The following is a 21,543-nucleotide window of genomic DNA, read 5'->3' as shown; positions in this document are numbered from 1 at the left end:
AGTTGGGACTTCCCGCCCCGCCACTAGCCCATACCCGCCCGCCCTGGCCTCGTGCCGGCTCTGCCCCCGGCTGGTCGAGTACCGCGAGCGCGTCGCGCGGGAGAAGCGCCGCGCCTACCGCGACGCGCAGTACTGGGGTGCGCCCGTGCCCGGCTTCGGCGACCCGGACGCCAAGCTCGTCCTCGTCGGCCTGGCGCCCGGCGCCCACGGGAGCAACCGCACAGGGCGCATGTTCACCGGCGACGCTTCGGGCGGCTTCCTCTACCCAGCCCTGCACCGCGCCGGGCTGGCGTCGCAGCCGGCGGCCACCGCGCGAGACGACGGGCTCACGCTCACGGGCGTGTGGATCACCGCGGCCATGCGCTGCGTCCCGCCCGGCAACAAGCCGGAGCGCGACGAGCTGGTCGACTGCCGGCGCTGGCTGGCCCATGACCTCGATGGCCTGAGCTCGGCCCGCGTGGCGCTGGCCATCGGCAAGATCGGGCACGACGCCGCGCTCTCGGTATGGCGCTCCCGCGGCTTGCGCACCACTTTGGCGGCCCATCCGTTCGCCCATGGGGCGGTGCATGAGCTGGGAGGGTTGCCAGGCGGGCAGGCGAGCGGCGCCCTCACCCTCATCGACAGCTATCACGTCAGCTTCCAGAACACCAACACAGGCAGGCTCACGCCGGCGATGTTCGACGACGTGCTCGGCCAGGCCAAAGCGCTAGCCGGACTTTGAGCGCAGGTTCAGGGCTCGCCCGGACCCGAACGCGGTGCCTCGGACCTCGCCTCTGCCTGCCCCGTGGCCCAGACCACCTGGCTGAGCAGACCGCGGAAAGCCGCGACCTCATGCGCCGTCGGCTCGGCGCGGTCGACGAGCCCGCGGTACACGCGCAGCATGCCAGGCGCACGGCGATCGTCCGTGTAGCCGATCCGCAGCATGGTCTCCTCCAGTTGAGCGTAGAAGCGCTCGAGCTGGTCGCGGCTGGCGGGCGTGTGCCTGGGGTCGCCGGACTCGCCGTCCCCGGCAAGCGCGGGCGCCTCGGGGCGCCCGCCGGCCTGCGCGTACTCGTACGCGACTACCAGAACGGCCTGGGCGAGGTTGAGCGAGGCGAAGTCCACGGTCGGGATCACGATCTGCGCCTGACAACGTGTGAGCTCCTCGTTGGCCAGCCCATGGTCCTCCGGGCCGAAGACGACGGCGGTGTCGCCACCGAGCTTCGCGGCGGCGGCCCGCGGCGTGATGACCTGGTAGTTCTCGGCCTTGCGTGGTCGCGCGCTCGTCCCGAAGGCGAGGGTGACGTCCGCGAGGGCCTCGTCGAGCGTGCCGACCTGGGTGACGCCCTTCAGCACGGGCTCCGCGTGGGTGGCGAGGTCGTACGACCGGTGATCGACGCGGCACCGCGGCGCCACGAGCCACAGGTCGTGCAGCCCGAAGTTGAACATGGCCCTCGCGGCCGCGCCGATGTTCGCGGACTCCTTCGTGCGCACGAGCACGACCCTAGGCCCGGCACGGTTGTCGGCGCCCTCGGAAGGTACTGCGTTCATCCGGTCAGCATAACCAGGCGTGCGGAACGACGACTCCCCGAAGCGACGCCGCGTCATCGGCCTCACGCCCGCGCCAGGACGTCTGCTGGGCATGCATATAGCGAGAACCGGCAGGTCGAAACCCGCCGGTTCTCGCGAAAGCGACCCTTCACGGGCCGCCCGTTCGTCAGTACCGCTTTACTGGGCCTTGCCCTGCTGCAACGAGATGATGCGCTTGGCGAGGCGCGACTTGCGGCGCGCGGCCGTGTTGGCGTGCAGCGTGGACGACTTGATGGCGCGGTCGACCAAGCCCTGAACGACCTTCTGGTACTTGGCGGCGGCGGTGAAGTCACCGGATTCCGCGGCGGCGACAGCCTTCTTGGTGAAGGTGCGGATGGTGCTCTTCTTGGCCCGGTTGGCGAGGCGCCGTTCTTCGGACTGGCGGTGGCGCTTCATCGCGGATGCGTTCTGTGACACGTTGCTCCTCGTTCTTCCTTTTACGCATGGGCTGTTCCGCCCCTGCTTGGCGCTTTGGAATCCTTTGGGTCCCGGCCGGGCCCCGCGCCCTCATCGCCTTGGCCCGCAGCGGACTCCGTCCGCGACGAACCCTCGGCTCGAGGTGCCGATAGCCTGGCGATGCTAGCACATCGGCACGGTCCACTCAAGAAGCGCGCGCTGTCTCGCTTACTGATAGGGTCTTGATGATGCTCGACTTGGGGACCGCGATCGCGCTCATCCGCGACACCCTCCTCCTGCGGCCGGGCACCACCGAGCTCCTCCGCCTGGGAGGCGGCGCTTTACGGCTGGCCTTCTACGTCCTCCTCGCGGCCGGCCTCTCGGAGGCCGTGGGCGAGAGCGTAGTGCTCTTCGTCAACCGGGTCTCGCCGCGGCGCTTCGCCATCTCGCTCCTGATCTCGGCCTTGATCTTCGCGTTCGGTTACCTCTTCTTCGCCCTCTCCGTCTACCTGCTGGCGCGGTACGCCCTTCGCATCGAAGTACCCTTCTCGTTCGTGGCTGGCATGGTCGCGCTCGGCCAGGCGCCGCGCCTCTTCGGCTACCTCTCGTTCATCCCGTACCTGGGGCTGCCCATCTCCGTGCTGCTCTGGATCTGGAGCGTGGTGGCCACGATCGTCGGCGTGGCCGAAGGCCTGAGCTTGGCGCCCCTCGAGGCGCTGCTGACCGTAGCGCTCGGCGCGCTCATCCTCGTCAGCGCCCAGCGCACCGTCGGTCGGCCCCTCATCGCCCTAGCCAGGCTGGCGCGCAAGCAGGCCGCCGGAGTGCCGCTCGTGACCAACAGGCACCAGTGGCTCGAGCTCATCGACTCGGCGCCCGAACCGGGCCTCGCCGAGCCGCGCGCAAGAACCAGGCGGCGGCCCGGCGGCAAGGCGGGCGGGGCCGCGTGATCGCGCTCATCATCGCCGTCGCGATCGGGGCGCTGACCTTGTCGCTGCTCCTCTCGCCCATCGAGACGCTGGGCTGGTGGGCGGGCTGGTACGGCGAAGGTCTCGAGCACCCGCACGAGGCCAGTCACGCCGCGTACCGCCGGATCGGCGGTGACAAGGAGCCGCGGCAGTTCGTCGTGTACCTGGACGGCATCGCCAAGGTGGGCGCCGAGAACTACGACGACGTCCAGGGGCTCCTCGACCGATTGGACGACGCGTTGCCGCACGCGGTCATCCTCGGCGACCTCATGCCCTACTCCGTGCGCAACGTCGGGCTGCTCGACGAACGCCCGTTAGCGCGCTTCTGGCGGCGCATGTTCGAGTACAAGCTCGCCGGCAAGCATTCGCTCTTGGCGTTCAGCATCAACATCCGCAACCTCTTCCAGGTCCTGGTGGCCGCCGATCAGCGCTACGGCTCCGTCTACGGGCGCGGCGAGGCCCAGGTCATCCTGACCTCGCTACTGCGGGCGGGGTACGTGCCTGGCAGCGGCGTGCCCATAACGATCCTCGGCTACAGCGGGGGCGTCCAGATCGGCATAGTCGCCGCGCGCTTCCTGAAGCGCGCGCTCGACGCCCCGCTCACGGTCGTCTCGCTCGCGGGCGTCATGGCGAGCGACGCCGGGCTCGACGCGCTCGACCGCCTCTACCACCTGCAGAGCCCCATCGACCGCGTCCCGCTGTACGGGCGCGTCCTGTTCCCCGGACGGTGGCCGATAGCGCGCGGCTCACACTGGAACAGGCTGCGGCGCGACGGGCGCCTCGTGAACGTGGCGCTGGGACCCATGCGCCACAACGGACCGGACAGCTACCTTGACGACGAGGCCTTCGCGAACGGCGACGACGTTGACAACCAGACGGCCACCGCGGCGGCCATCGGCGCCATCCTGCGGGAGGTCGACGGGTCGGCGACCGGCGCGGCTCGGAGCTAGGTGTGGACCGGCCGGGCGAGTCGGGCGGTCAGCGCACCCACAGGCGCGATCCAGGACGTCGCGGTCGACGCCTCGTCGCGGGCCCGGCGGCAAGCGCGTCTCCGAGCGCGATGTCGGCCATCCGACATGTGCTGGGCGGCGATGTCGTAGAGTGGCTACGCGCTTTCCGCTTGCCCTGAACTTTCCTGGCTCGTGGTTGGCCAGGAAGGATACACACAACAGCATGCAAAACCAAGATTCGTTCGACGGGTTCGACTTGGACCCGCGGGTAGGCCTCGGCGTGCGCGCCGCGGGCTACACGAAGCCCACGCCCATCCAGCAGCAGACGATCGCCGAGGCCATGGCCGGCCGCCACGTGCTCGGCCTCGCCCAGACGGGCACCGGCAAGACCGCCGCCTTCGTCCTCCCGATCCTCCACCGGTTGCTCCTCGGCACCGGTCCCGTCGGCTCCCTGGGCGCCCGCCACGGCGGCGGGGGCAAGCGCCGCACCGTGCGCGCCCTCGTCGTCGCCCCCACGCGCGAGCTCGCGGAGCAGATCAACGATGAGTTCCGCACCCTCGGTCAGGCGACCGGCCTGCGCAGCGCCACCGTTTACGGCGGCGTAGGCTTCCAGCCGCAGGTCGACGCGCTCCGCGGCAGGGCCGACATCATCGTCGCCTGCCCCGGCAGGCTCCTCGACCACATGCAGCGGGGCAACGCCGACCTCACGCAGGTCGAGGCGCTCGTCCTCGACGAGGCCGACCACATGTTCGACATGGGCTTCCTGCCGTCCGTCAGGCAGATCCTCAAGGCCGTTCCCGTAGAGGCCCAGCGGCTCCTCTTCTCCGCCACCATGCCCCAGGAGATCGCGCACCTCGCCGACGACCTCCTCACGGACCCGCTCAAGGTCGAGATCAGCCGCGTCGCCCCGGCGGAGACCATCGACCACGCGCTCATCCCGGTGGACGAGGCCGCGAAGACGGACCTCCTCCTCAAGATGCTCAAGGGCAAGGACCTCCGCTCCGTCCTCGTCTTCACCCGCACGAAGCACCGCGCCAAGCGCCTGGCCGCCACGCTCGACAAGGCGAACCACTTCGTCGCCGAGCTGCAGGGCAACCTCTCGCAGCGGCGTAGGCAGGAAGCGCTGGACGGCTTCAAGGACGGCACGTACCACGTGCTCGTCGCCACCGACATCGCGGCTCGCGGCATCGACGTCGCCCGCGTGTCGCACGTCATCAACTACGACTTCCCCGACACGCCCGAGGCCTACACGCACCGCATCGGCCGCACCGGTCGGGCCGAGCGCAGCGGCGAGGCGCTCACGTTCGTCACCATCAACGACCTCGACAACGTGCGCCAGCTCGAGCGGAGGTTGCACATGCGCATCGAACGGCGGCCCGTGGACGGCTACGCCGGCCCGGTGGCCGAGCTCGAGGCCCTCGACAGCAAGCGCGAGGGTTCCGGCGCCCGCGGTGGCAGCGCCGGCAGCGCCCGCGGTGGCAGCGTAGGCGGCGACCGCCGCGGCGGCAACAGGCGGCGCTCCGGCAGCGGCAGCAGCCGCGGCCCGCGCGGCCAGCAGGCCAGCGCCGGCTCACCCGCCGGCCAGCGCCCGCCTTCCGGCGGCGCGCAAAGCGGTGAGCGCTCACGGGCCTCCAACGGCCGAGGCGAAGGCCGCTCCGGCCAGTCCCAGCCGCAAGGCGGGCAGGCGAGGCGCCCGCAGCACGAACGTCAGCAGCGAGCGGACGACCGGGGCGGCGAGCGGGGCGGAGCGAGCGGTCGGCCGCCGCAGCACCGGCGCAACGGTCCGCGCAGGCAGGAAGCCGTCCGCCAGGACTGAGGCGCGAAGGCGACCACCGGGCCGGCACCCAACAGACCTAGGCCCGGTCCGCTAGTTCGCGGTCCCGCTGCCGAGCGATGCTCGCAGGCGGGACCTTCTCATGCACACAGCCGTCGAGCCCGAAGCCAAGCGACCCGCGGGGCGGAATCCGGCGCCGGATTCCCCGAGCCCTTACCAGCGTGCCGTCTTCGAGCACGTGGAGAAGACGCGGCGCAACGGGCTGGTCATGGCCACCGCCGGGAGCGGCAAGACGACCACGCTCGTCGGCGTCGCACGCCGCCTGCCGCCGGGTACGAGGGCCTGCTTCCTCGCCTTCAACCGCTCGACGGCCGCCGAGCTGCGGGCGCGCCTCCCGCCCGGCGTCGAGGCCACCACTATCCACGCCCTCGGGCGCGCCGCGTTGGTGCGGAGCCATCCGGCGGTGGCCAACCGGCCGCCTGCCGTCACCAAGTACCGGAGGCTCGCCCTCGTGCTGCTCGAGGCGCGCGCGCCCGAGCTCGCGTCCGGGACGGTGGCCGACTTCCTGGCCACGCTGGCCGACTTCGCCCGGATCGAGCTGGTCGAGCCGACGGACGCGGCCGCCCTCATGGCCCTCGCGACGCGCTACGGCTTGGAGAGCCCGGTGCCGCAGGCCACGCTGCCGGACCTGGTAGGGCTGCTGGCTCCGCTCCTGGCGGAGGGGAGGCACGCGGCGGCGAGCGGCGAGGTCGACTTCACGGACATGGTCTACCTGCCCGCCACGGACCGTCACCCGCTCGAGCGCTACGACTTCGCCTGCGTCGACGAGGCGCAGGACCTGAGCAGGATGAGCCTGGAGCTCGTCCTGCGCCTCGTCGACGAGGGCGCGCGGGCGCTCTTCGTCGGCGACCCGCGCCAGGCCATCTACGCCTTCGCGGGCGCGGACCGCCGTTCACTCGAGCGGGTCGGGGAGCGTACGGGCGCCACCGTGCTGCCGCTCTCCGTCTCGTACCGCTGCCCGGTCAGGCACGTCATGCTCGCCCGCCGCTTCGCGCCCGAGATGGAGCCCGCTCCGGGTGCGGGGCCGGGGACCGTGCGCTTCGGCATCGAGGGCGACCTGGCCCGCGGTGCGAGGCCCGGCGATCTGGTGCTGAGCCGCGTCAACGCGCCGCTGCTACGCGCCGCCCTGGCGCTCGCCGAGGCCGGGGTGCCGGCGCGCGTCCTGGGCGAGGAGATCGTCGACGCGGTCCTGGAGTTGGCGCGGACCGTGTTCGGCGGCGCCGAGCGCCTGCCGGCCGCCGCCGTGAGCCTGGTCGAGCGACACGCTAGCGAGGAAGCCGCGCACCTCGAGCGGCAGCTCCTCACGAGCTCGGCGTTGCCGGCGCGCCTGACCGACAGCGCGGACGCGCACCACGCCCTCGCGCTACTGCTGCGGGCTGGGCAGGAGCGGCGTGCCGAGCGCCGGTTGACGTCGCTGCTGCGGCCACCGTCCTTGACGTTCGCGGAGCTCGAGGCGTTGGCGCACGACCTCCTCGCACGCGAGGGCGTCCGCGACGGCGTGCTCCTCTCCACCATCCATAAGGCGAAGGGGCGCGAAGCGGAGCGGGTGCTCCTCCTGCGCCCCGAGAGCCTCGGCATCGCCGGGAAGGACGCAGCCGACGAGGAAGCCGAGGCCAACGTCCTGTTCGTGGCGCTCACCCGCGCCAAGCGCGAGTACGTCTTCCTGGAGGCGCGCCGGGGAGCGGTGGCGGAGCGGTTGAGGCGCCAAGCCAGGACCCCGCCGACCAGCGAGCTGGAGCGGCGGTGGAACGGCGTGCTGAAGCTGGCCGGCGCGATGGCGCGGTCCGGTGGACGTTCGGCTAGACGACCTTCTGCCTTGGCGGCAGCACGGCGACGGTCTTACGGATCGTGAAGGTGGTCGTCGAGAAGAGCCAGAAGCCCGAACGCCAGAGCGCTACGAGCTCCAACCCCTGACGCTCCACCCACGCCGGCACCTCGTAGGGCGCGAAGCGGTCGCGCGTGGCGACCTCGAGGACGTCGCCCAACGGCATCTCCGCGAGCCTCTGCTTCACGCGCAGGAGGCCGAGCGAGCAGGGCGAGCCCCGGTTGTCCAGTTTGTGGACGGCACCTTCCCCGGCCGGACCCGCCACCGGCCGCTCCGGTGCCTCCCGGCCGCCAGACCGCCGCTCCACTGCCCCGCCCGCCCTCATCGGCCGACCGGCTCGAGGTCCTCGAGGTTGCAGACGCCGCGAACGGGCGAGCACGCCCGGTAGAGCGGGCACGTGATGAAGATGACGACCAGCGCGAGGATGAGCACGAGCTTGAGGGGCACGAGGAGGCCGAGACCGGCCTGCCAGAACGGGCTCGTGACGCCCCCGTAGCGCAGAGCCATCCACACGCCCGTGAGGATGACCGTCGGCAGGGCGGTCCGCACGACCCACCTGAAGCGCTCGAGCTGGCGCGCGCCGGCGACGACGGCATCGAGGTTGGCGTTGCGCCGCCCGGACGGCACGGCGGCGCCGAGGTTGAAGAGCGCGCCCCCGAGCCAGGCGGCGAACGCCCAGAGGTGCACGGTCCTGATCGCGGCCAAGGGGGCGAGGCCCGCGCTGTCCGACCAGCCCCAGAGCGCGAGGCCCGCCAGGCCGAGGGAGAACGCGGCGAACGCCGCGGACCGGCGCTCGTGCGTTCCGAGGACGGCCAGGGCCGTCGCCAGGCTGATGGTCGTTAGCGCCGCTGCCTGCCACGGGCTCAGGTAGGCGACGAACCAGGGTGCCGGAGCTCCAACCAGGAGCAGCGGGACGAGGAAACGGCGCAGCACGCCGACCTGCCCCAGGAGGTCACGGAAGAGCGCGCCGACGTGCTCGTCGCTCAGGCCGCTCTCCGAGCGCCGCAGGTAGAAGAGGCGCCACGCCAGCATGCCGGACGCCAGGGCGAGACCCCAGAAGTGGAGCCACCGCCACACGAGCCCCACGCCCTCGAGACCGTGGAGCCTACCCGTGAAGTAGACGCCCACGAGCGAGGCCACCGAGATGAGGAAGAAGGCGGCTTTGGGGAGGAGCGGCGTCTCGGTCCTGACCTCGACGCTCGCGTTCGCGAGGCGCGCCGCCACGTTACTCGCGACAGCGGGGACGGTCGGTACGGGCAGGTCTGCCATGTCAAGCGCAGATTAATCCCGAGCCGACTACTACGCTTTGACCCTGGTCAACCTGGGCGGCGGCTTGGCGGCGATATCATCGTCCTCATGCCCCTGCATGGCGAGTTCAAACAACCCGGCGGCAAGCTGGTGGTGGTAGATCTGGAACTGAGCGACGGGCGCCTGACTGATGTCCACGTCAGCGGTGACTTCTTCCTCGAGCCCCCCGAGGCGCTCGACGACATCGTGGCCGCGCTGACCGGCGCCCCCGCCGAGGCGGGCGAGGACGACCTGGCCGCCCGCATAGACGGCAAGCTGGGACCCGACGTCATGCTGATGGGGTTCGACGCGCGCGGGGTCGCGGTGGCGGTCCGGCGCGCCGTGACGGACGGCAGCCCGCGGGAGCGCCTATGAGCGTCGAGGCCGACCGCTTCACCCGCTTCCGCCACCGCTGGAACGAGTTCGACTGGCAGCTGATCCGCACGGGCCCGCAAGCGCCCGAGCTCCACATGGCGCTCGACGAGGTGCTCACCTACGAGGTCGGCGCCGGGCATAGGCGGCCCACGCTGAGGATCTGGGAGTGGGCAGGCAACGCCGTCATCCTCGGGCGCTTCCAGTCCGTGCGCAACGAGGTGGACCCTGAAGGCGCGGCCAGGCACGACATCGCCGTCATGCGCCGCATCACGGGCGGCGGGGCCATGTTCATCGAGCCGCAGAACACCATCACCTACTCGCTCTACGCGCCCGACTCGCTCGTGAAGGGCATGTCGTTCATCGACTCCTACGCGTTCATGGACGAGTGGGTCATCCAGGGCCTGCGCTCGCTCGGTGTGGAGGCGGAGTACGTGCCCATCAACGACATCTCCTCCGCCGCCGGCAAGATCGGCGGGGCCGCCCAGACGCGGCGCGGCGGGGCGGTGCTGCACCACGTGACCATGGCGTACGACATGAACCCGGCGAAGATGCTCGAGGTCTTGCGCATCGGCCGGGAGAAGCTGTCGGACAAGGGCAGCGTGAGCGCCAACAAGCGCGTGGCCCCTCTCAGGCAGCAGACGCAGCTGCCGCGCCAGGTCGTGATCGATCGGCTCGTGGAGACCTTCGCCGGTCTTCGCGGGCTCAGGGAGGACGAGATCACGCCTGCCGAACTGGCGCAGGCCGAGGCGCTCGCCAAGGAGAAGTTCCTGGCCGACGAGTGGCGGTACCTGCTGCCCTGAGGCGCAGAGCTACTGGCGCCGACCCTCACCCGCTGCTCTCGGCATGCCGAGACCCGGCCCGGACCCGCAGTCGCGTGGCAGACGGTAGCGGGTCCACTGGACCTGGTAGCAGGCTCGCGGTGCCGGCCAGTCGGGTAGGCTGAACGCCACGTGCCTACCCCGCAGCAGGCGAGTGATCCTTTGCCTCACCGCTGGCGCGGCCTGACCACGCTTCTGGCCGCGAACGGTCTGGCGTGGACGGGCACCCGGCTGGCGTCACTGGCGGTCCCCTGGTTCGTGCTCAGCACGACCGGCAGTGCCCTGCAGACCGGCATGGTGGTCTTCGCGCAGATGGCGCCGTACGTGCTGGCGCAGGCCCTCTCCGGACCGCTGATCGACCGCGTCGGGCCCAAGCGGATCAGCGTCCTCGGCGACGCGCTCGTCGCGCTCGCGATGGGGGCGATACCGCTGCTGCACGCGTCGGACCTGCTGAGCCTGCCCCTCCTGATGCTGCTGCTCGCCCTAGCGGGGGCCGCGGAGGGACCGGCCAACTCCGCGAAGAGCGTGTTCGTTCCCGACGTGACCAGCCGCGCCGGGGTTCCGCTCGAGCGGACGACGGGGCTGATAGCCACCGTCGAGCGGACCGCGTCGACGTTGGGGCCCGCCATCGGTGGGGTCCTCATCGGCATCTGGGGCGGCTCCGGGACCCTCGCCGTCACGGCCGTCCTCGCCGCCGTGAGCGCCTGCATCACGGCCGCCGGCCTGCCCGACTCCAGGAGCGAAGGCGGCGCCGCTCCAGCGCTCGGGTACTTCGCGCGGCTCAAGCAAGGGTTCGACTTCATCCGCCGCGACTCGCTGCTCCTGGCGATCTACGGGATGGTCGCGATCACCAATCTGCTCGACGGGGCCATGTTCTCGATCCTGATGCCGCTATGGGTCATGGACCGCGGCCTCGGCCCCGAGTTCCTCGGCCTGCTCGCCGCGGTGCTCAGCGGCGCCTCGATAGCTTCGAGCCTCGTCGCGGCCGCGTGGGGCCACCGGCTCCCCCGCCGGCTCGTGTACTTGGTGGGCTTCATCCTCGCCGGCGCGCCACGCTTCTTCGTGCTGGCCCTCGGAGCCGGCGTCCCCGCCATCCTCTCCACCTACCTGATAGCCGGCCTGGGCAGCGGCTTCCTGAACCCGATCATCGGCGCGCTGCAGTTCGAGCGCATCCCACGGAACATGCTCGGCACCGTGCGTGGGCTAGGGACGTCGATGTCCTGGGCGGGCATCCCGTTCGGCGGCCTGGTGGGCGGGTCGTTGGTGACGGCCTTCGGGCTGGTCAACTCGCTGCTGACCGCCGGCGCTGCCTACTTCGTGACCACGACGCTGCCGGGGCTGCTGCCGCAGTGGGCGGCGATGCGTGATCGGAAGGCGCCACTAGCCGATTGAAGCTGTGAGGCGTGACCGGCTCACCCGTTCCAGCGGGCAGTGCCTTCGGTCGCGCACGGCGCCCTCGGCGGTGCTAGGTTGTGCCATGTCCACGACGAAGCGTAAGCCACCTACGGATCAGGCGACCACCGACGACGCGTCCGTGACCGTCCGGCCGGCCAACGAGGCGTCGTGGGAGGACCTGCAGACGGTCTTCACCGAGGGCGGGGACGCATCCGGCTGCCAGTGTCAATGGTTCAAGCTGTCGCGCACGGAGTGGCGGTCAACGCCCCGTGCCGAACGAGCCGCCGACCTGAGGCGCCAGACGGCTTGCGGCCACCCGGAGGCCACGCACACCACCGGCCTGGTCGCCTACCTGGGTGAAGAGCCCGTCGGTTGGTGCGCCGTCGAGCCGCGCACGGCCTACCCCCGCCTGCAGACGGCGCGCGTACCTTGGGCCGGCCGCGACGAGGTCAAGTCCGACGCCAGCGTCTGGGCCATCACCTGCTTCGTCACTCGCCACGGCTTCCGCAACCAGGGCGTGAGCCGGGCCTTGGCGCGCGCCGCGGTGGAGTACGCGCGAGCCCACGGCGCCAGCGCCGTCGAAGGCTACGCGCGGCACACGACCCCCGGCGCCAAGCAGCCCGCCGGCCCACTGTTCGTGGGAACGCCGAGCATCTTCGCTTCCGCCGGGCTCACGGAGGTGAGTAGGCCGACGCCTGGGCGGGTCGTCATGCGGATCGATCTCGTGGGGTGAGGGCTAGGAAAGGCCAGCTCGGCAGCGACTCGATCGAGCGGGTAGCGATGGACCCTTGGAGACGACCCGCCACCAGCGGTGCCCGAGCATCGCGATCCATGCCTTATCCTCCACTCGATGTCAGACGATGGAGGGTTCTACGACCACGACGGCGTAGCCAGCACCTATCTCGAGCACCGGCAGCGTCCCGACAACCCCAACGACGCCATCGAACGCCCGACCTTCCTCGGGCTTGTCGGCGGCCTGAGCGGACTCGACATCATCGACCTCGGCTTTGGCGCCACCGCCTTCGGTCGCGAAGCGCTCGAAGCAGGCGCACGCTCGTACCTGGGCATCGAGGTGTCCGAGCGCATGGCCGACCTCGCTCGGCACAACCTGGAGGGTCTTGCCGGTCGGGTCGATCATCAGGCCATCGAGGAGTGGAGCGCCGAGGCCGCCGGCGCCGACCTGGTGACGTCCCGGCTCGCACTCAACTACGTCGAGGATCTCGATGGTGTGTTCCGGCAGGTACGAAAGGCGCTGCGCCCGAGCGGGCGGCTGGTGGTGTCGGTAGAGCACCCCGTCATCACGTCGAGCTTCGCCAGCCTTGCCGACGGACGCCGCACTTCCTGGCTGGTCGACGACTACTTCCGCACCGGCGCGCGGCCACACCAGTGGCTGGGTCGAGAAGTGGTCAAGTACCACCACACGCTGAACGACTGGCTGGACCTCATCGAGAACAGTGGCCTACGGCTCGAGAGGCTTCGCGAATCCCATCCGGCAAGAGAGAACTTCCAGAGCGAGCAGGAGTACGAGCGGCGCTTGCGCATCCCGCTGTTCCTGTTCCTAGTGGCGCGCAAGGCGGCTCAACCAGAAGCTCGGCTACCAGGTGGAGCCTGAGTGGGTGACCTTCATCGCCCGGCTCGCTACCGACCCCTGATCGGCAGGTGCCGACCAAGCGCTCCGGACGGCTAGAACCGGAGACCGACTAGACCCGCGGCCGCCAACCCTTCACCACCCCGCCGAGCAGGTTCCACATGTGCCAGATCGGCCTGGGCCATTCTTACACCGGCGTCCTCTACCCTCGTGTAGACATGACGCTAGAACTTAGAACAGACAAGCGATGAATCACGAAGTTTCAGGCAAGCCCCGAAGATGATCTGAGAGCACAACCCGGAACTTGAAGTGAGGATTTCCTACTCTCGAAGGCACCCGACCAATCAACGCCCGCGAAGGCAAGCGGTTCCAGGGCGAGAGAAACACCAGGTGTTTCTCTGCTTCGCCGTGAAACACAGCGAAGCAGCGATCGGCGTGGCCTCGCGACCGTCGTCATCCAGACATCATCCACGACCTAAGGGTGGAGAAGGGACTCGCCGTACTCCAGGAGCGCGCCTTTCATGATCGGGACCTGCTCGCGAACGAACTTCTGATGGATGCCGTAGTCCTGGTGAGTGTTTCGCACCAGCGCCTTGAACGCTGGTGAGTCACGTACGTCTCGCTGCATTAGCTCTCCCCAGATCCAGGCGGCAGCGTGTGCGCTACGTACGTTTTGTCGGCCGACATGTACGCCGGCGCGCTTGCAGATGTCCCGCCACTCGGCTTCGGGGACATTTGTGAAGCCGGCAAGGCGAGCACCGCGCTCCCTAAAGTCCACCCTCGCTTCGTTGCGGCCCAATGCCGCCGCAGAGGCTGTGAGGCGCTCCTCGAAGGCGGCCGCATGCTCACCGGCCCGCACCCGTTGTAATGCCGCCGAAACGCCGCCTCTGATGTTCCGTTCGTCGATGCCGATCAGCGCGCCGATCTGAGCCCTCGGCATGCTCAAAACGAGCTCGAGTAGCGCCACGGAGACCGCAGCGCGCCCGGTGGGCGCAGAGACGCCAAGCGCCTGGAAGAACCGTTCGAAGTGAACGTCGTACTGGTCCCGCCAGAAGAGCTGCGGCACGTGCGCGGGCCCGAACCCGTACCCTCCTTCCATGCCGTGGCGCTCCAGGATCTCCGGGCTGGCCCAGTACACGAACCCGTCCAGTTCACCGCCGTCGGCGAGGTACTGCACGTAAAGCGCCATCATGGCCGCGAACTCCGCCGTGGCGGAGTTCGCGAAGCGGAGGTAGGTCTCGCGCGAGGCCCCTTCGTTCCCTGTACGGAAGCGCAACGCAGGAGCGCCGCGCCAATCGCTGCCCGTCAACTGCTCCCACGCCATCGTTGCGGCGAACTCGTCTCGACCGCCCGCTAGACCGGGGTTCATGGTCGCCCGCTTGGCGATGAAGGCCCAGTCCACCGGCGGGACGCACGTGAAGGTGGCGAAGCGCGTCCGGCGCTGGGCATAGTCCACTAGCCGCTCGCTCGTCGACAGCGCTTCAGCCACGGCGTGCAGTTCAGCGAACGCCTCAAGGGCCGCGCCCCGTTCTCGTAACAGGAAGATGGCCTTATCGACACCGCCGCGAACGGCGCTTCTTTCTACTCCGAGCGCTTTGAGCCCTTCCGCGCGCGAACCGTCGACCACCAGCTCCGCAAGAAGGACTGACAGGGTTAGCCGTACGGTCTCCTCCCTGAGAGCCAGGCCTTCGAAGAACTTCCGGAACCGGGAGTCGTATTCGTCGCGGCAGAAGAGCTGGGGGATGTGCCGCGGTTCAAACGCGTAGCTGCCTTTGGAGCCCGTCTGGGCGGGGCGACGTGGGTCGAACAGGTACTCGCGCTTCGTGTCGAACGTGAGCGAATACAGTTGCATGAAGAACGGCGGCAATCCCAGCCGGGTGATGAAGCTCGAGGTCCCGCCGCCACGTGCGCTACCCATCTCGAGCAAGGGCGCCATTCTGTGAGCGGCCTCCATGACCGATCCAGCATCGAGGTACGCGGTGGCTGCGCTCAGCAGCCCGCCCATCAAGGCGGGGTCGGCTGGTGCGAAGGCAGTCATCTTCTGCGGCGCGATGCGTCGCTTCTCGCCGGCCTGGGCGGCGACCTCCTTGCTTCGCTGCAGCCTAGCGAGAGTCGCATCCCGCGTGTCGAACCAGCGCTCCAGGCTCTCTTTCACCTCGCGTGGCGCTGTCTCTCCGACCAGGCTCGACACATCCTTGGCCGATGCCGCGTACATGATCAACGCCACCGTTCCGCGCAGCACGCGGAAGAACTCTGGCGCCGCCACCGTGGTACCCGCCAGCGTCGCCGAGCCCGCCTCCAAGACCTCGTCGATCCGAGCCTGTACCCGGGATAGCTCCGACCCGGGTTGTACTGGTACGACGTCGACCGTCCTGAGGTCGTGCCTACACTGGCCCGCTCTTACGCCGCGCTTGCCGCTCGAGGGGCCCGTGTTCGTGCACAATCCAGGCTTGGGAACTTGGCTTCCGAACATGGGCCGCAGTTGACCGTCGCGCCGCCAGGCGGCGAAGCGCAGCTCGCATTGCGGGCACTCTGCCGCCAGGAGGTTCGAGTGCTTCACGCACATGAACGACCACGGCAGCTTCCACGCCACCCGCCACGCGCCGCCGTCCTCCTCCATGCAAGCAGGACAGAGGTGCGAGCCGGAGGCGTACACCCACTCGCTAAGCCCGAGGGCCCCGAGTTGCGTCACCTCGCCCCGGTAGAGCGCGCTGAAGTCGAGGCAGACATCGTGGTACCGCTCCAACAGCAGCGCCCTCGCTTGGGCGGTGGTGAGATGCGTGGCGCGCGCGAAGGCCGCCAGGGCTTCGGGAGCGAGGTACGCCCCGTAGCCGGATGGCACGTCGCTCATCCGCTCGGTGCTCGTGATGCCGACGCGCTGGAGGAGGGTGATGAGTGGAACGTCGAGGTGGTGAGCCAAGCGGTCGATATAACTGGCGAACCATTCCCCCGCCACTGGCCTAAGGGAACGCGGTAACGGCATGGGGTGCCGCGAAGGCGCGGGTGGCAGTGGGTTCATGAGGCATTGAGGAGGCGCGCGACCGCTTCCGGGGAGTCCTTGATGGCCGCGAGGGCCGCCTTCTTCTCGGCGTAGTAGCGTTCGGCGCCCTCCGCGAGCCGGATGTTTTCAAGGCCAGCCCGGGACAGGGTCTCACTGCCGTCCCGGATCGCCGCGTTGGCGGCGGCGCGCACCAGCCGGATCAGGCTGCCGATGCCGCCTTCGGTACGGAGGTAGAGGTAGCGCTCCTGCTGCACCAGCCAGCCGGGCCTGTACTCGATCAGGCACAGGTGCTCTTCGACGCTCGCGAGGAACTCCAGCCACGCCGACTTGCCCGCCAGATGGACGTCGTACGGGAACGGGTCGACCTTGTGCAGAGCGAAGCGGTACTGGGTCTGGGTGAAGCGGCCCTTCCCCCCGGTGCGGCTGTCCATCAGCAGCACCGAGTCCTCGCAGTTGATGCCGGCGTAAACGAACGTCGCGGGGATCAGGTTCGCGAGTTCCTTGATGAGGTCGTTGACGCTGTCGGCGCTCTTGTTGCCGCGGTGCAGGTTGTGGATGTCATCGAGGATGAACAGGCTGGTGCCGCACTGCACGGCGATGTCGTGTAGCCGGCTCTTCAGCTTCGCTTCGGAGTCGCGCTCCGCGAAGGGATTGCCGTAGAACTTGTTCAATGCCTGCAGCAGCTTCTTGGGCGTGGTGCTCGAGGGAACGCTGCTGTAGACCACCGGGATGAACTCGACGTGGGTTCCGTGCAGGCCCTTGCCCTCGTAGGCGCGCTGCGCCAGCCCCTCGTAGATGCGGCCCATGTGCAGCACGATGGTGGTCTTGCCGAGCGTGGCTTGCCCGTCCACGATCGCGCCCTGACGGGCCCCGGGAGCGGTGCGGAGGTTGTCCCACGCGAGGCGGATCACCTGGTCGTGAACCTTCTTCATGGTGCGGGAGGTGAGCGGCCCGAAGGTGTTGTGGTACATCTTCCGCGCCAGGTCGAACGAGGCCTTCTCCGCGTCGCTCATCGCCTGGTACTGCGCCATGGAAGGCAAGAGCGGCTTCTTCGGATCGGGCCTGGCAACGAACTCGCGCCACGCCACGTAGTTCTCGGGGTTCTCCCGCGCGAACGGAACGTCCTCGGCCAACAGGTCGGAGAAGTTGGCAAGCATGTTGTCCACCACGTCGGCTATGGTCATCAACCTCCCAGTGCCGCTCTCAGGCGGCGCCCCCCGCTAGACGCTGAAGTCATCGGGGTCCAGCACGGCGAGGCGCTTACGGGGCTCGCTCCCGGGCTCCTCAGGCTCAGGGTCGAGCTCGCCTGCGGCCGGGAAGCCCTGAACGGTCGCGCCTTCGGGCCCGAGTGAGCCCGCATTCTGCAGGGGCTCGTCGGGGCCGAAGAGGTCATCGAGGTCGGCTTCCGCGTCGGGCTCCATCACGCTGTCAACCTGCCGCTGGGGCGCGGCGCGCCGCCGCTCCTCATGCGCCTCGATGGTGCGCATGGCGTGCACGGCGGCAAGGCGGCGCTCCTTGCGACCCTCGACCTCCAGCGCCGCGATCCTATCCAGCAGGTCGTCGAGCGCCTGGTTCAGCTCCCTGCGGCGGTCCGCCGCCGTGGCGCCACCGCGCGCGATGACCAAGGACTTCGCGTAGCTGAGGGTGGCGTCGTTGAAGGGGCGATTGACGGGGGAAGCGCCATGCCGGGGGATGGCATGCCACTCGCCCAGCGTAGGATCGTGGAAGAACACCTCGGACAGGTCGCGGGGGTCGTAGCGGATCGGCCAAGCGCCGTCGCGGATGTTTGGGTAGGGCGAGGGCGCGTCGCGCCACTCGTCAAGGACCTCGCTGTTGTAACGCAGGCCGCGCAGGTCGATGCCGTAATGCTGGATCTTGCGCCACTCCGTCGGCAGCAGTTCGAAGTACAGGTTGGGATCTGGCAGCACGTACGTGAAGCCCGCCCGCATTAGCCCTTCCTCGTACATCCGATTGGGGCTCAGGTCCATCTTGGGAAGGTCGGGGATCTCGAGACCGTCGTGGGTGCGGTTCTGCCAGTAGGTGGCGACCCAGCCGGCGAACTCGGCTTCGATCTCGTCGATGAAGAAGAACGCTTCGCTTTCGACGTCCTTGCCGCGGGAGTACACGTCCGGACCCTTGTAACCCTTGAGGTTCACCACGAAGTTGTCACGGATGGTGCGGAACAGTCGCTCCACCTGCGCCTTGTCCGTCGGGGTGTAGGGGCGGGCGAGCTGCAGGTCTATCCCGAGCCGCACGCACGCGTCCCGGAACGCCCGCGAGATGAACACGCGCCCCCGGTCCACCCACACGGCTTCCGGGTTGAGGAACGGAACCCCAGCCAGACCGCCTAGCGCTTGCCCGTCGAGGTTCTGATCCGCATCGCCCAATAGCTCGACCACGATGGCTTCCGGCAGGCCCACGTATGACCAGCGGGCGTTCTCTGGCCACCCGTTACGCATGAACTTGGGCCTCACCACGTCGTAGAGCAACAGCGCGGCGTCCACGCCCTTGGTGGAGACGGGCGTGAACCGCCACGCCACAAGCGAGTTGGTGTACAAGTCCATGGCGATGGTCAACTGCACCTGCACCCACTTGAAGGTCAACGGATCAAGAGCGAACGCGTCCAAGGAGGTCGAGTCGATCAGCACGACTTCGCCCGGACGCACCACCTGGAAGTAGCGGTAGAGGTTGCTAGGGCGGTTGGCGATGCTGCGGCGCGCCTTGGCCGCCCCGAAGGTGCCGCGCCCGGCCGCCATCCGGTCGACAAGCTTGTTGAACGTCTTCTCGGACGGCAACTCGACGGCCTCGTCCGGGAAGAAGTCCTTGAGCTTCCGCCTCGTGCGCCGCCGCAACTGCGTCTTGGGGATGTTCGACTCCTCAGTCAACTCGTCCAGCACCGCCCCGAGAGCCAACTTGACGCGGTCGTCCACCCGCGCGAAGTCCTTCAGCGGACTCAGTTTGCGCTCGTCCACGAGGCCCACTAGGCCGCGCTCCTCGTACTTCTGCTTGTAGCGCCAGAGCGTGCTGAAACCGATCCCCAACTCGCGCGCCTTGGCGGTAGTCCGCTGCCGCACGGTGGTGAACTCCGGGTCATACTGCGGACGCGGCTCATGCTCGAGCGCCAGAGCCCGGGAACCGTGCTGGTACCCCGTCAACGCCTCCATGAGCTGCCGTTCCAGCTCCTCGGCTGCCCGTAGAAGCTCCGGCGGCACCGCATCCAAGTAGACGGGGCTCGCGCCCTCCTCCCCAGGCTCTGCGCCCGTCAGGACTTTGAAGTCGGGCGCCTCGGTGACCACGCTCATCAAGATCCGCGCCCGCTTACCGCGAAGATCCTGCACCTCGATCTCGCCCGCGAATAATCCGGTGACGGTCCACGGTTGGCCATCCCACCAGATCTTCACACCGGCCTCAAGCCTCGCTCGCTGCCTCATGCCGCCACATCGCTAGTAGACAGGTAGACCAGCGAGCGCTCGTTGAGGACCGCTGTCATGTCGAACCTCAGGACCCGTTTCCAAAGGAGGTGGAATAACGCTGGGCGCGCCAACAGTGGTTGCTCCATCCGGGCGAGCAGTTGGCGGACCGAAACCGCCCCATCGGCACAGCAGGCGATCAATTCTCTCGCCATCGCTTCGAAGCGCGGTGGACGGCGCCGGTACCCGGCCAGCCACTTCAAGTTGGCTAGGTAACTGTCATCGGGTTCAGTGCGCACCTCGAAGCCCCACCCCAGGTGCTGGCAGGCGACCTCCGTGCTCTCGAAAGCTCGCCGGTTCCGGCTCGCGCCAGCCTGCTCCGCGCGCTTCACGTCCACCACCGTGACACCACCACCCACACGCCACACCAGGAAGTCGGGCACGTGCCTGAACGCCTGCCCGCCGCGCTCGAAATGAAGCATCAGCGGCTGAGCAAGAACGCCTATCACGCCGCCATCGAAATCGAACCCCATCAGGGTGAACATCTCGAGCCGGCTCTCGTAAGGCACGAGCTGGTTGATGCCGCTGAACCAATAGAAGCCGGGAAGGTGGCCCTGCCCCTTGTAGGCGGGAATCTTGCGGATGGAGTGGTACCCGATGGAGTCGCGGCCCGCAACGTTGTCGATGGCGACCGCCTCGTGAAGCCGGAGCTGGGCATCAAGGAAGGAGATGGCGATCTTCAACTGCGCCTCCAAACCAAACACACCAAGAATGCCTGAATATTAGGTATTCGCGCTGAGCGCAAACCAAGAAGAAACACCGAACCACCCGTGCTTCACCTGCGGTTGACGCGCCCCCGCGTCGAGCCAACACCTCGGTACTACTTGCCTGACCGAAACGATCGAAAGCGACCGGTCCACGGGCATGCCGCGCCCTGGACGGGACTCACGGCCAAGGGCCGGCTGGGCCGGCACGCCTAGGTTTGGGTGCGGGCCCGTGGCCCTCCAAACGCCTCTTCAGTCTCGTGCAGCCGTACCTGGCCTCCTAGATGGCGCCGCTAAGGTTTTGACGAGAGGCAACTCATGACGCAAGCAGCCGACATGTTCCGGGCCCACCCGCGCCAGTCCCAGATCGAGTTCTCCGTGCTGGCGAAGTGCGTCGACGAATGCTACGCCTGCGCGCAAGCCAGCACCACCTGCGCCGACGCCTGCCTCGGGGAGGCGAACGTGGCTGACCTGGTGCGCTGCATCCGCCTCAACGAGGACTGCCGCGCGGCGTGCCAGGCGACGGGCGAGATGCTCCCGCGCGTGACGGAGGCCGACTGGACTCGCGTATTACCTCCAAGGGTGACGCGCCCGACAATTGTTCGGCCGGCGCGAGGCGTTCGATCCGCACGCTGACCTGCGCCCCGAAAGCGTCGAGGATGCGCTGTCCCCGCGCGGTGCGGGCATGTCTCTTAAAGGCTCCGCTTGCGCCGTTCGAACTCCTCCTCGTCGATCTCACCTCGAGCGTAACGGTCGCGGAGGATCGCGAGCGCCGAATCCTGTGGCGGAGCGGTGGGCGGCTCGATGCTGCTTCGGGGACGGATCCTGCCGGCACCGAACTCACGAACGACCCAGACGATTGCGAGAATGCCGAGGATCCAGAAGATGATCATTCCGAAGCCTCCCGCACCTAGGCCACAACCGCCGTACCCCATCACGGGGCGCCTCCTGCGTTCGCCCGTAGCTGCTTGCTGGACTGGCAATGGCTATTCATCGAGAACTCCTTCCGGCACCAATAATGAGGTGCATTACTGCAGCTTTGTGCCTCGGTATTTAGCGTGAAAAGTCAGCGTAAAGCGGCGCGGCCCAAGGCTTCCTGCTGTCGACTGGTAGGTACTCGCTCTCGTCATGCAAGCGTCGCGTGGCGGCGGCGTACTCCGATGCCGTGGTGTTCACCGCGTTCCTCCTATTCCGTTCCAGATGTCCCAGGGCCAACAGCCGGCGCGCTCCCGCTAGGGCGTTCCGCCCAAGCGCGCCTGCGCGGCGCGCTGCTGCGGCGTCCACCACTCCTTGATGTAGGCGATCACGTCCGTGACCTGCTCGTCGCTCCAGTCGGGACCCACGGCGGGCATCATGAAGCCGCCCC

Annotated in this window: 20 protein-coding genes; 11 read left to right on the top strand and 9 right to left on the bottom strand. The window is 68.8% G+C overall.

All coding sequences use genetic code 11. The features are described 5' to 3' along the window. The first annotated feature begins 43 nt into the window (after positions 1 to 43). The gene (locus tag M9914_11435) at positions 44 to 721 is read left to right on the top strand and encodes a uracil-DNA glycosylase (protein ID MCO5174791.1); all 678 of its coding nucleotides are present in this window, start codon (positions 44 to 46) and stop codon (positions 719 to 721) included. An 8-nt stretch (positions 722 to 729) separates the two neighbouring features. Here M9914_11435 and M9914_11430 read toward each other — a convergent pair whose 3' ends face one another. Both M9914_11430 and rpsT read right to left on the bottom strand, forming a co-directional pair. Then, complete coding sequence (locus M9914_11430; GenBank protein MCO5174790.1) at positions 730 to 1,530, bottom strand: RNA methyltransferase; 801 nt, start codon at positions 1,528 to 1,530, stop codon at positions 730 to 732. A gap of 177 nt (positions 1,531 to 1,707) precedes the next feature. After that, positions 1,708 to 1,986, bottom strand: coding sequence for a 30S ribosomal protein S20 (gene rpsT, locus M9914_11425; protein ID MCO5174789.1), 279 nt, complete (start codon positions 1,984 to 1,986; stop codon positions 1,708 to 1,710). Positions 1,987 to 2,213: 227 nt separating this feature from the next. Between rpsT and M9914_11420 the strand changes: the two genes are divergently transcribed. From M9914_11420 to M9914_11405, 4 genes are all read left to right on the top strand, one after another. Further along, positions 2,214 to 2,912 carry a hypothetical protein gene (locus tag M9914_11420; GenBank protein MCO5174788.1) on the top strand — a complete coding sequence of 233 codons (699 nt, stop codon included), beginning with the start codon at positions 2,214 to 2,216 and terminating at the stop codon, positions 2,910 to 2,912. Next, positions 2,909 to 3,880 (top strand): hypothetical protein, encoded by a 972-nt coding sequence (locus M9914_11415; protein MCO5174787.1) that lies wholly within the window; start codon positions 2,909 to 2,911, stop codon positions 3,878 to 3,880. The genes M9914_11420 and M9914_11415 overlap by 4 nt, the downstream gene beginning before the upstream one ends. A gap of 223 nt (positions 3,881 to 4,103) precedes the next feature. After that, positions 4,104 to 5,696: a DEAD/DEAH box helicase gene (locus M9914_11410; protein MCO5174786.1), complete on the top strand. Its 1,593-nt coding sequence runs from the start codon at positions 4,104 to 4,106 to the stop codon at positions 5,694 to 5,696. 100 nt (positions 5,697 to 5,796) lie between these two features. Further along, a complete protein-coding gene (locus M9914_11405) occupies positions 5,797 to 7,566 on the top strand; it encodes an AAA family ATPase (GenBank protein ID MCO5174785.1) in 1,770 nt (589 codons plus the stop codon). Here the strand turns inward: M9914_11405 and M9914_11400 are convergent. Both M9914_11400 and M9914_11395 read right to left on the bottom strand, forming a co-directional pair. Then, on the bottom strand, positions 7,514 to 7,804 hold the full coding sequence (locus tag M9914_11400; protein ID MCO5174784.1) for a sulfurtransferase TusA family protein: 291 nt from the start codon (positions 7,802 to 7,804) through the stop codon (positions 7,514 to 7,516). The genes M9914_11405 and M9914_11400 overlap by 53 nt on opposite strands. A 56-nt stretch (positions 7,805 to 7,860) precedes the next feature. Next, on the bottom strand, positions 7,861 to 8,808 hold the full coding sequence (locus tag M9914_11395) for a hypothetical protein (protein ID MCO5174783.1): 948 nt from the start codon (positions 8,806 to 8,808) through the stop codon (positions 7,861 to 7,863). An 87-nt stretch (positions 8,809 to 8,895) separates the two neighbouring features. Between M9914_11395 and M9914_11390 the strand changes: the two genes are divergently transcribed. From M9914_11390 to M9914_11370, 5 genes are all read left to right on the top strand, one after another. Further along, the gene (locus tag M9914_11390; protein ID MCO5174782.1) at positions 8,896 to 9,201 is read left to right on the top strand and encodes a hypothetical protein; all 306 of its coding nucleotides are present in this window, start codon (positions 8,896 to 8,898) and stop codon (positions 9,199 to 9,201) included. Then, positions 9,198 to 10,001, top strand: coding sequence for a lipoate--protein ligase family protein (locus M9914_11385; GenBank protein ID MCO5174781.1), 804 nt, complete (start codon positions 9,198 to 9,200; stop codon positions 9,999 to 10,001). The genes M9914_11390 and M9914_11385 overlap by 4 nt, the downstream gene beginning before the upstream one ends. A 180-nt stretch (positions 10,002 to 10,181) precedes the next feature. Further along, complete coding sequence (locus M9914_11380; GenBank protein ID MCO5174780.1) at positions 10,182 to 11,411, top strand: MFS transporter; 1,230 nt, start codon at positions 10,182 to 10,184, stop codon at positions 11,409 to 11,411. A gap of 85 nt (positions 11,412 to 11,496) precedes the next feature. Next, positions 11,497 to 12,147 (top strand): GNAT family N-acetyltransferase, encoded by a 651-nt coding sequence (locus tag M9914_11375; protein MCO5174779.1) that lies wholly within the window; start codon positions 11,497 to 11,499, stop codon positions 12,145 to 12,147. Between the two features lie 78 nt (positions 12,148 to 12,225). Then, positions 12,226 to 13,026, top strand: a complete 801-nt coding sequence (locus tag M9914_11370) for a class I SAM-dependent methyltransferase (protein ID MCO5174778.1) — start codon at positions 12,226 to 12,228, stop codon at positions 13,024 to 13,026. Between the two features lie 451 nt (positions 13,027 to 13,477). Here M9914_11370 and M9914_11365 read toward each other — a convergent pair whose 3' ends face one another. Genes M9914_11365 through M9914_11350 form a run of 4 tightly spaced genes read right to left on the bottom strand, consistent with a single transcriptional unit; the run spans position 13,478 to position 20,156 of the window. Beyond that, positions 13,478 to 15,985 (bottom strand): TniQ family protein, encoded by a 2,508-nt coding sequence (locus tag M9914_11365; protein ID MCO5174777.1) that lies wholly within the window; start codon positions 15,983 to 15,985, stop codon positions 13,478 to 13,480. 32 nt (positions 15,986 to 16,017) lie between these two features. Next, the gene (locus M9914_11360; GenBank protein ID MCO5174776.1) at positions 16,018 to 17,187 is read right to left on the bottom strand and encodes an ATP-binding protein; all 1,170 of its coding nucleotides are present in this window, start codon (positions 17,185 to 17,187) and stop codon (positions 16,018 to 16,020) included. A gap of 36 nt (positions 17,188 to 17,223) precedes the next feature. Further along, on the bottom strand, positions 17,224 to 19,404 hold the full coding sequence (locus M9914_11355; GenBank protein MCO5174775.1) for a Mu transposase C-terminal domain-containing protein: 2,181 nt from the start codon (positions 19,402 to 19,404) through the stop codon (positions 17,224 to 17,226). A gap of 26 nt (positions 19,405 to 19,430) precedes the next feature. After that, positions 19,431 to 20,156: a TnsA-like heteromeric transposase endonuclease subunit gene (locus M9914_11350; protein ID MCO5174774.1), complete on the bottom strand. Its 726-nt coding sequence runs from the start codon at positions 20,154 to 20,156 to the stop codon at positions 19,431 to 19,433. A gap of 339 nt (positions 20,157 to 20,495) precedes the next feature. Between M9914_11350 and M9914_11345 the strand changes: the two genes are divergently transcribed. Next, the gene (locus M9914_11345) at positions 20,496 to 20,813 is read left to right on the top strand and encodes a hypothetical protein (GenBank protein ID MCO5174773.1); all 318 of its coding nucleotides are present in this window, start codon (positions 20,496 to 20,498) and stop codon (positions 20,811 to 20,813) included. Between the two features lie 56 nt (positions 20,814 to 20,869). Here M9914_11345 and M9914_11340 read toward each other — a convergent pair whose 3' ends face one another. Further along, a complete protein-coding gene (locus tag M9914_11340) occupies positions 20,870 to 21,070 on the bottom strand; it encodes an SHOCT domain-containing protein (protein ID MCO5174772.1) in 201 nt (66 codons plus the stop codon). Positions 21,071 to 21,543: the final 473 nt, after the last annotated feature.

The sequence above is a fragment of the Trueperaceae bacterium genome (assembly GCA_023954415.1).
Classification (GTDB): Bacteria; Deinococcota; Deinococci; order Deinococcales; family Trueperaceae; genus JAAYYF01.
This window is presented reverse-complemented; position numbering and strand designations above follow the sequence as displayed.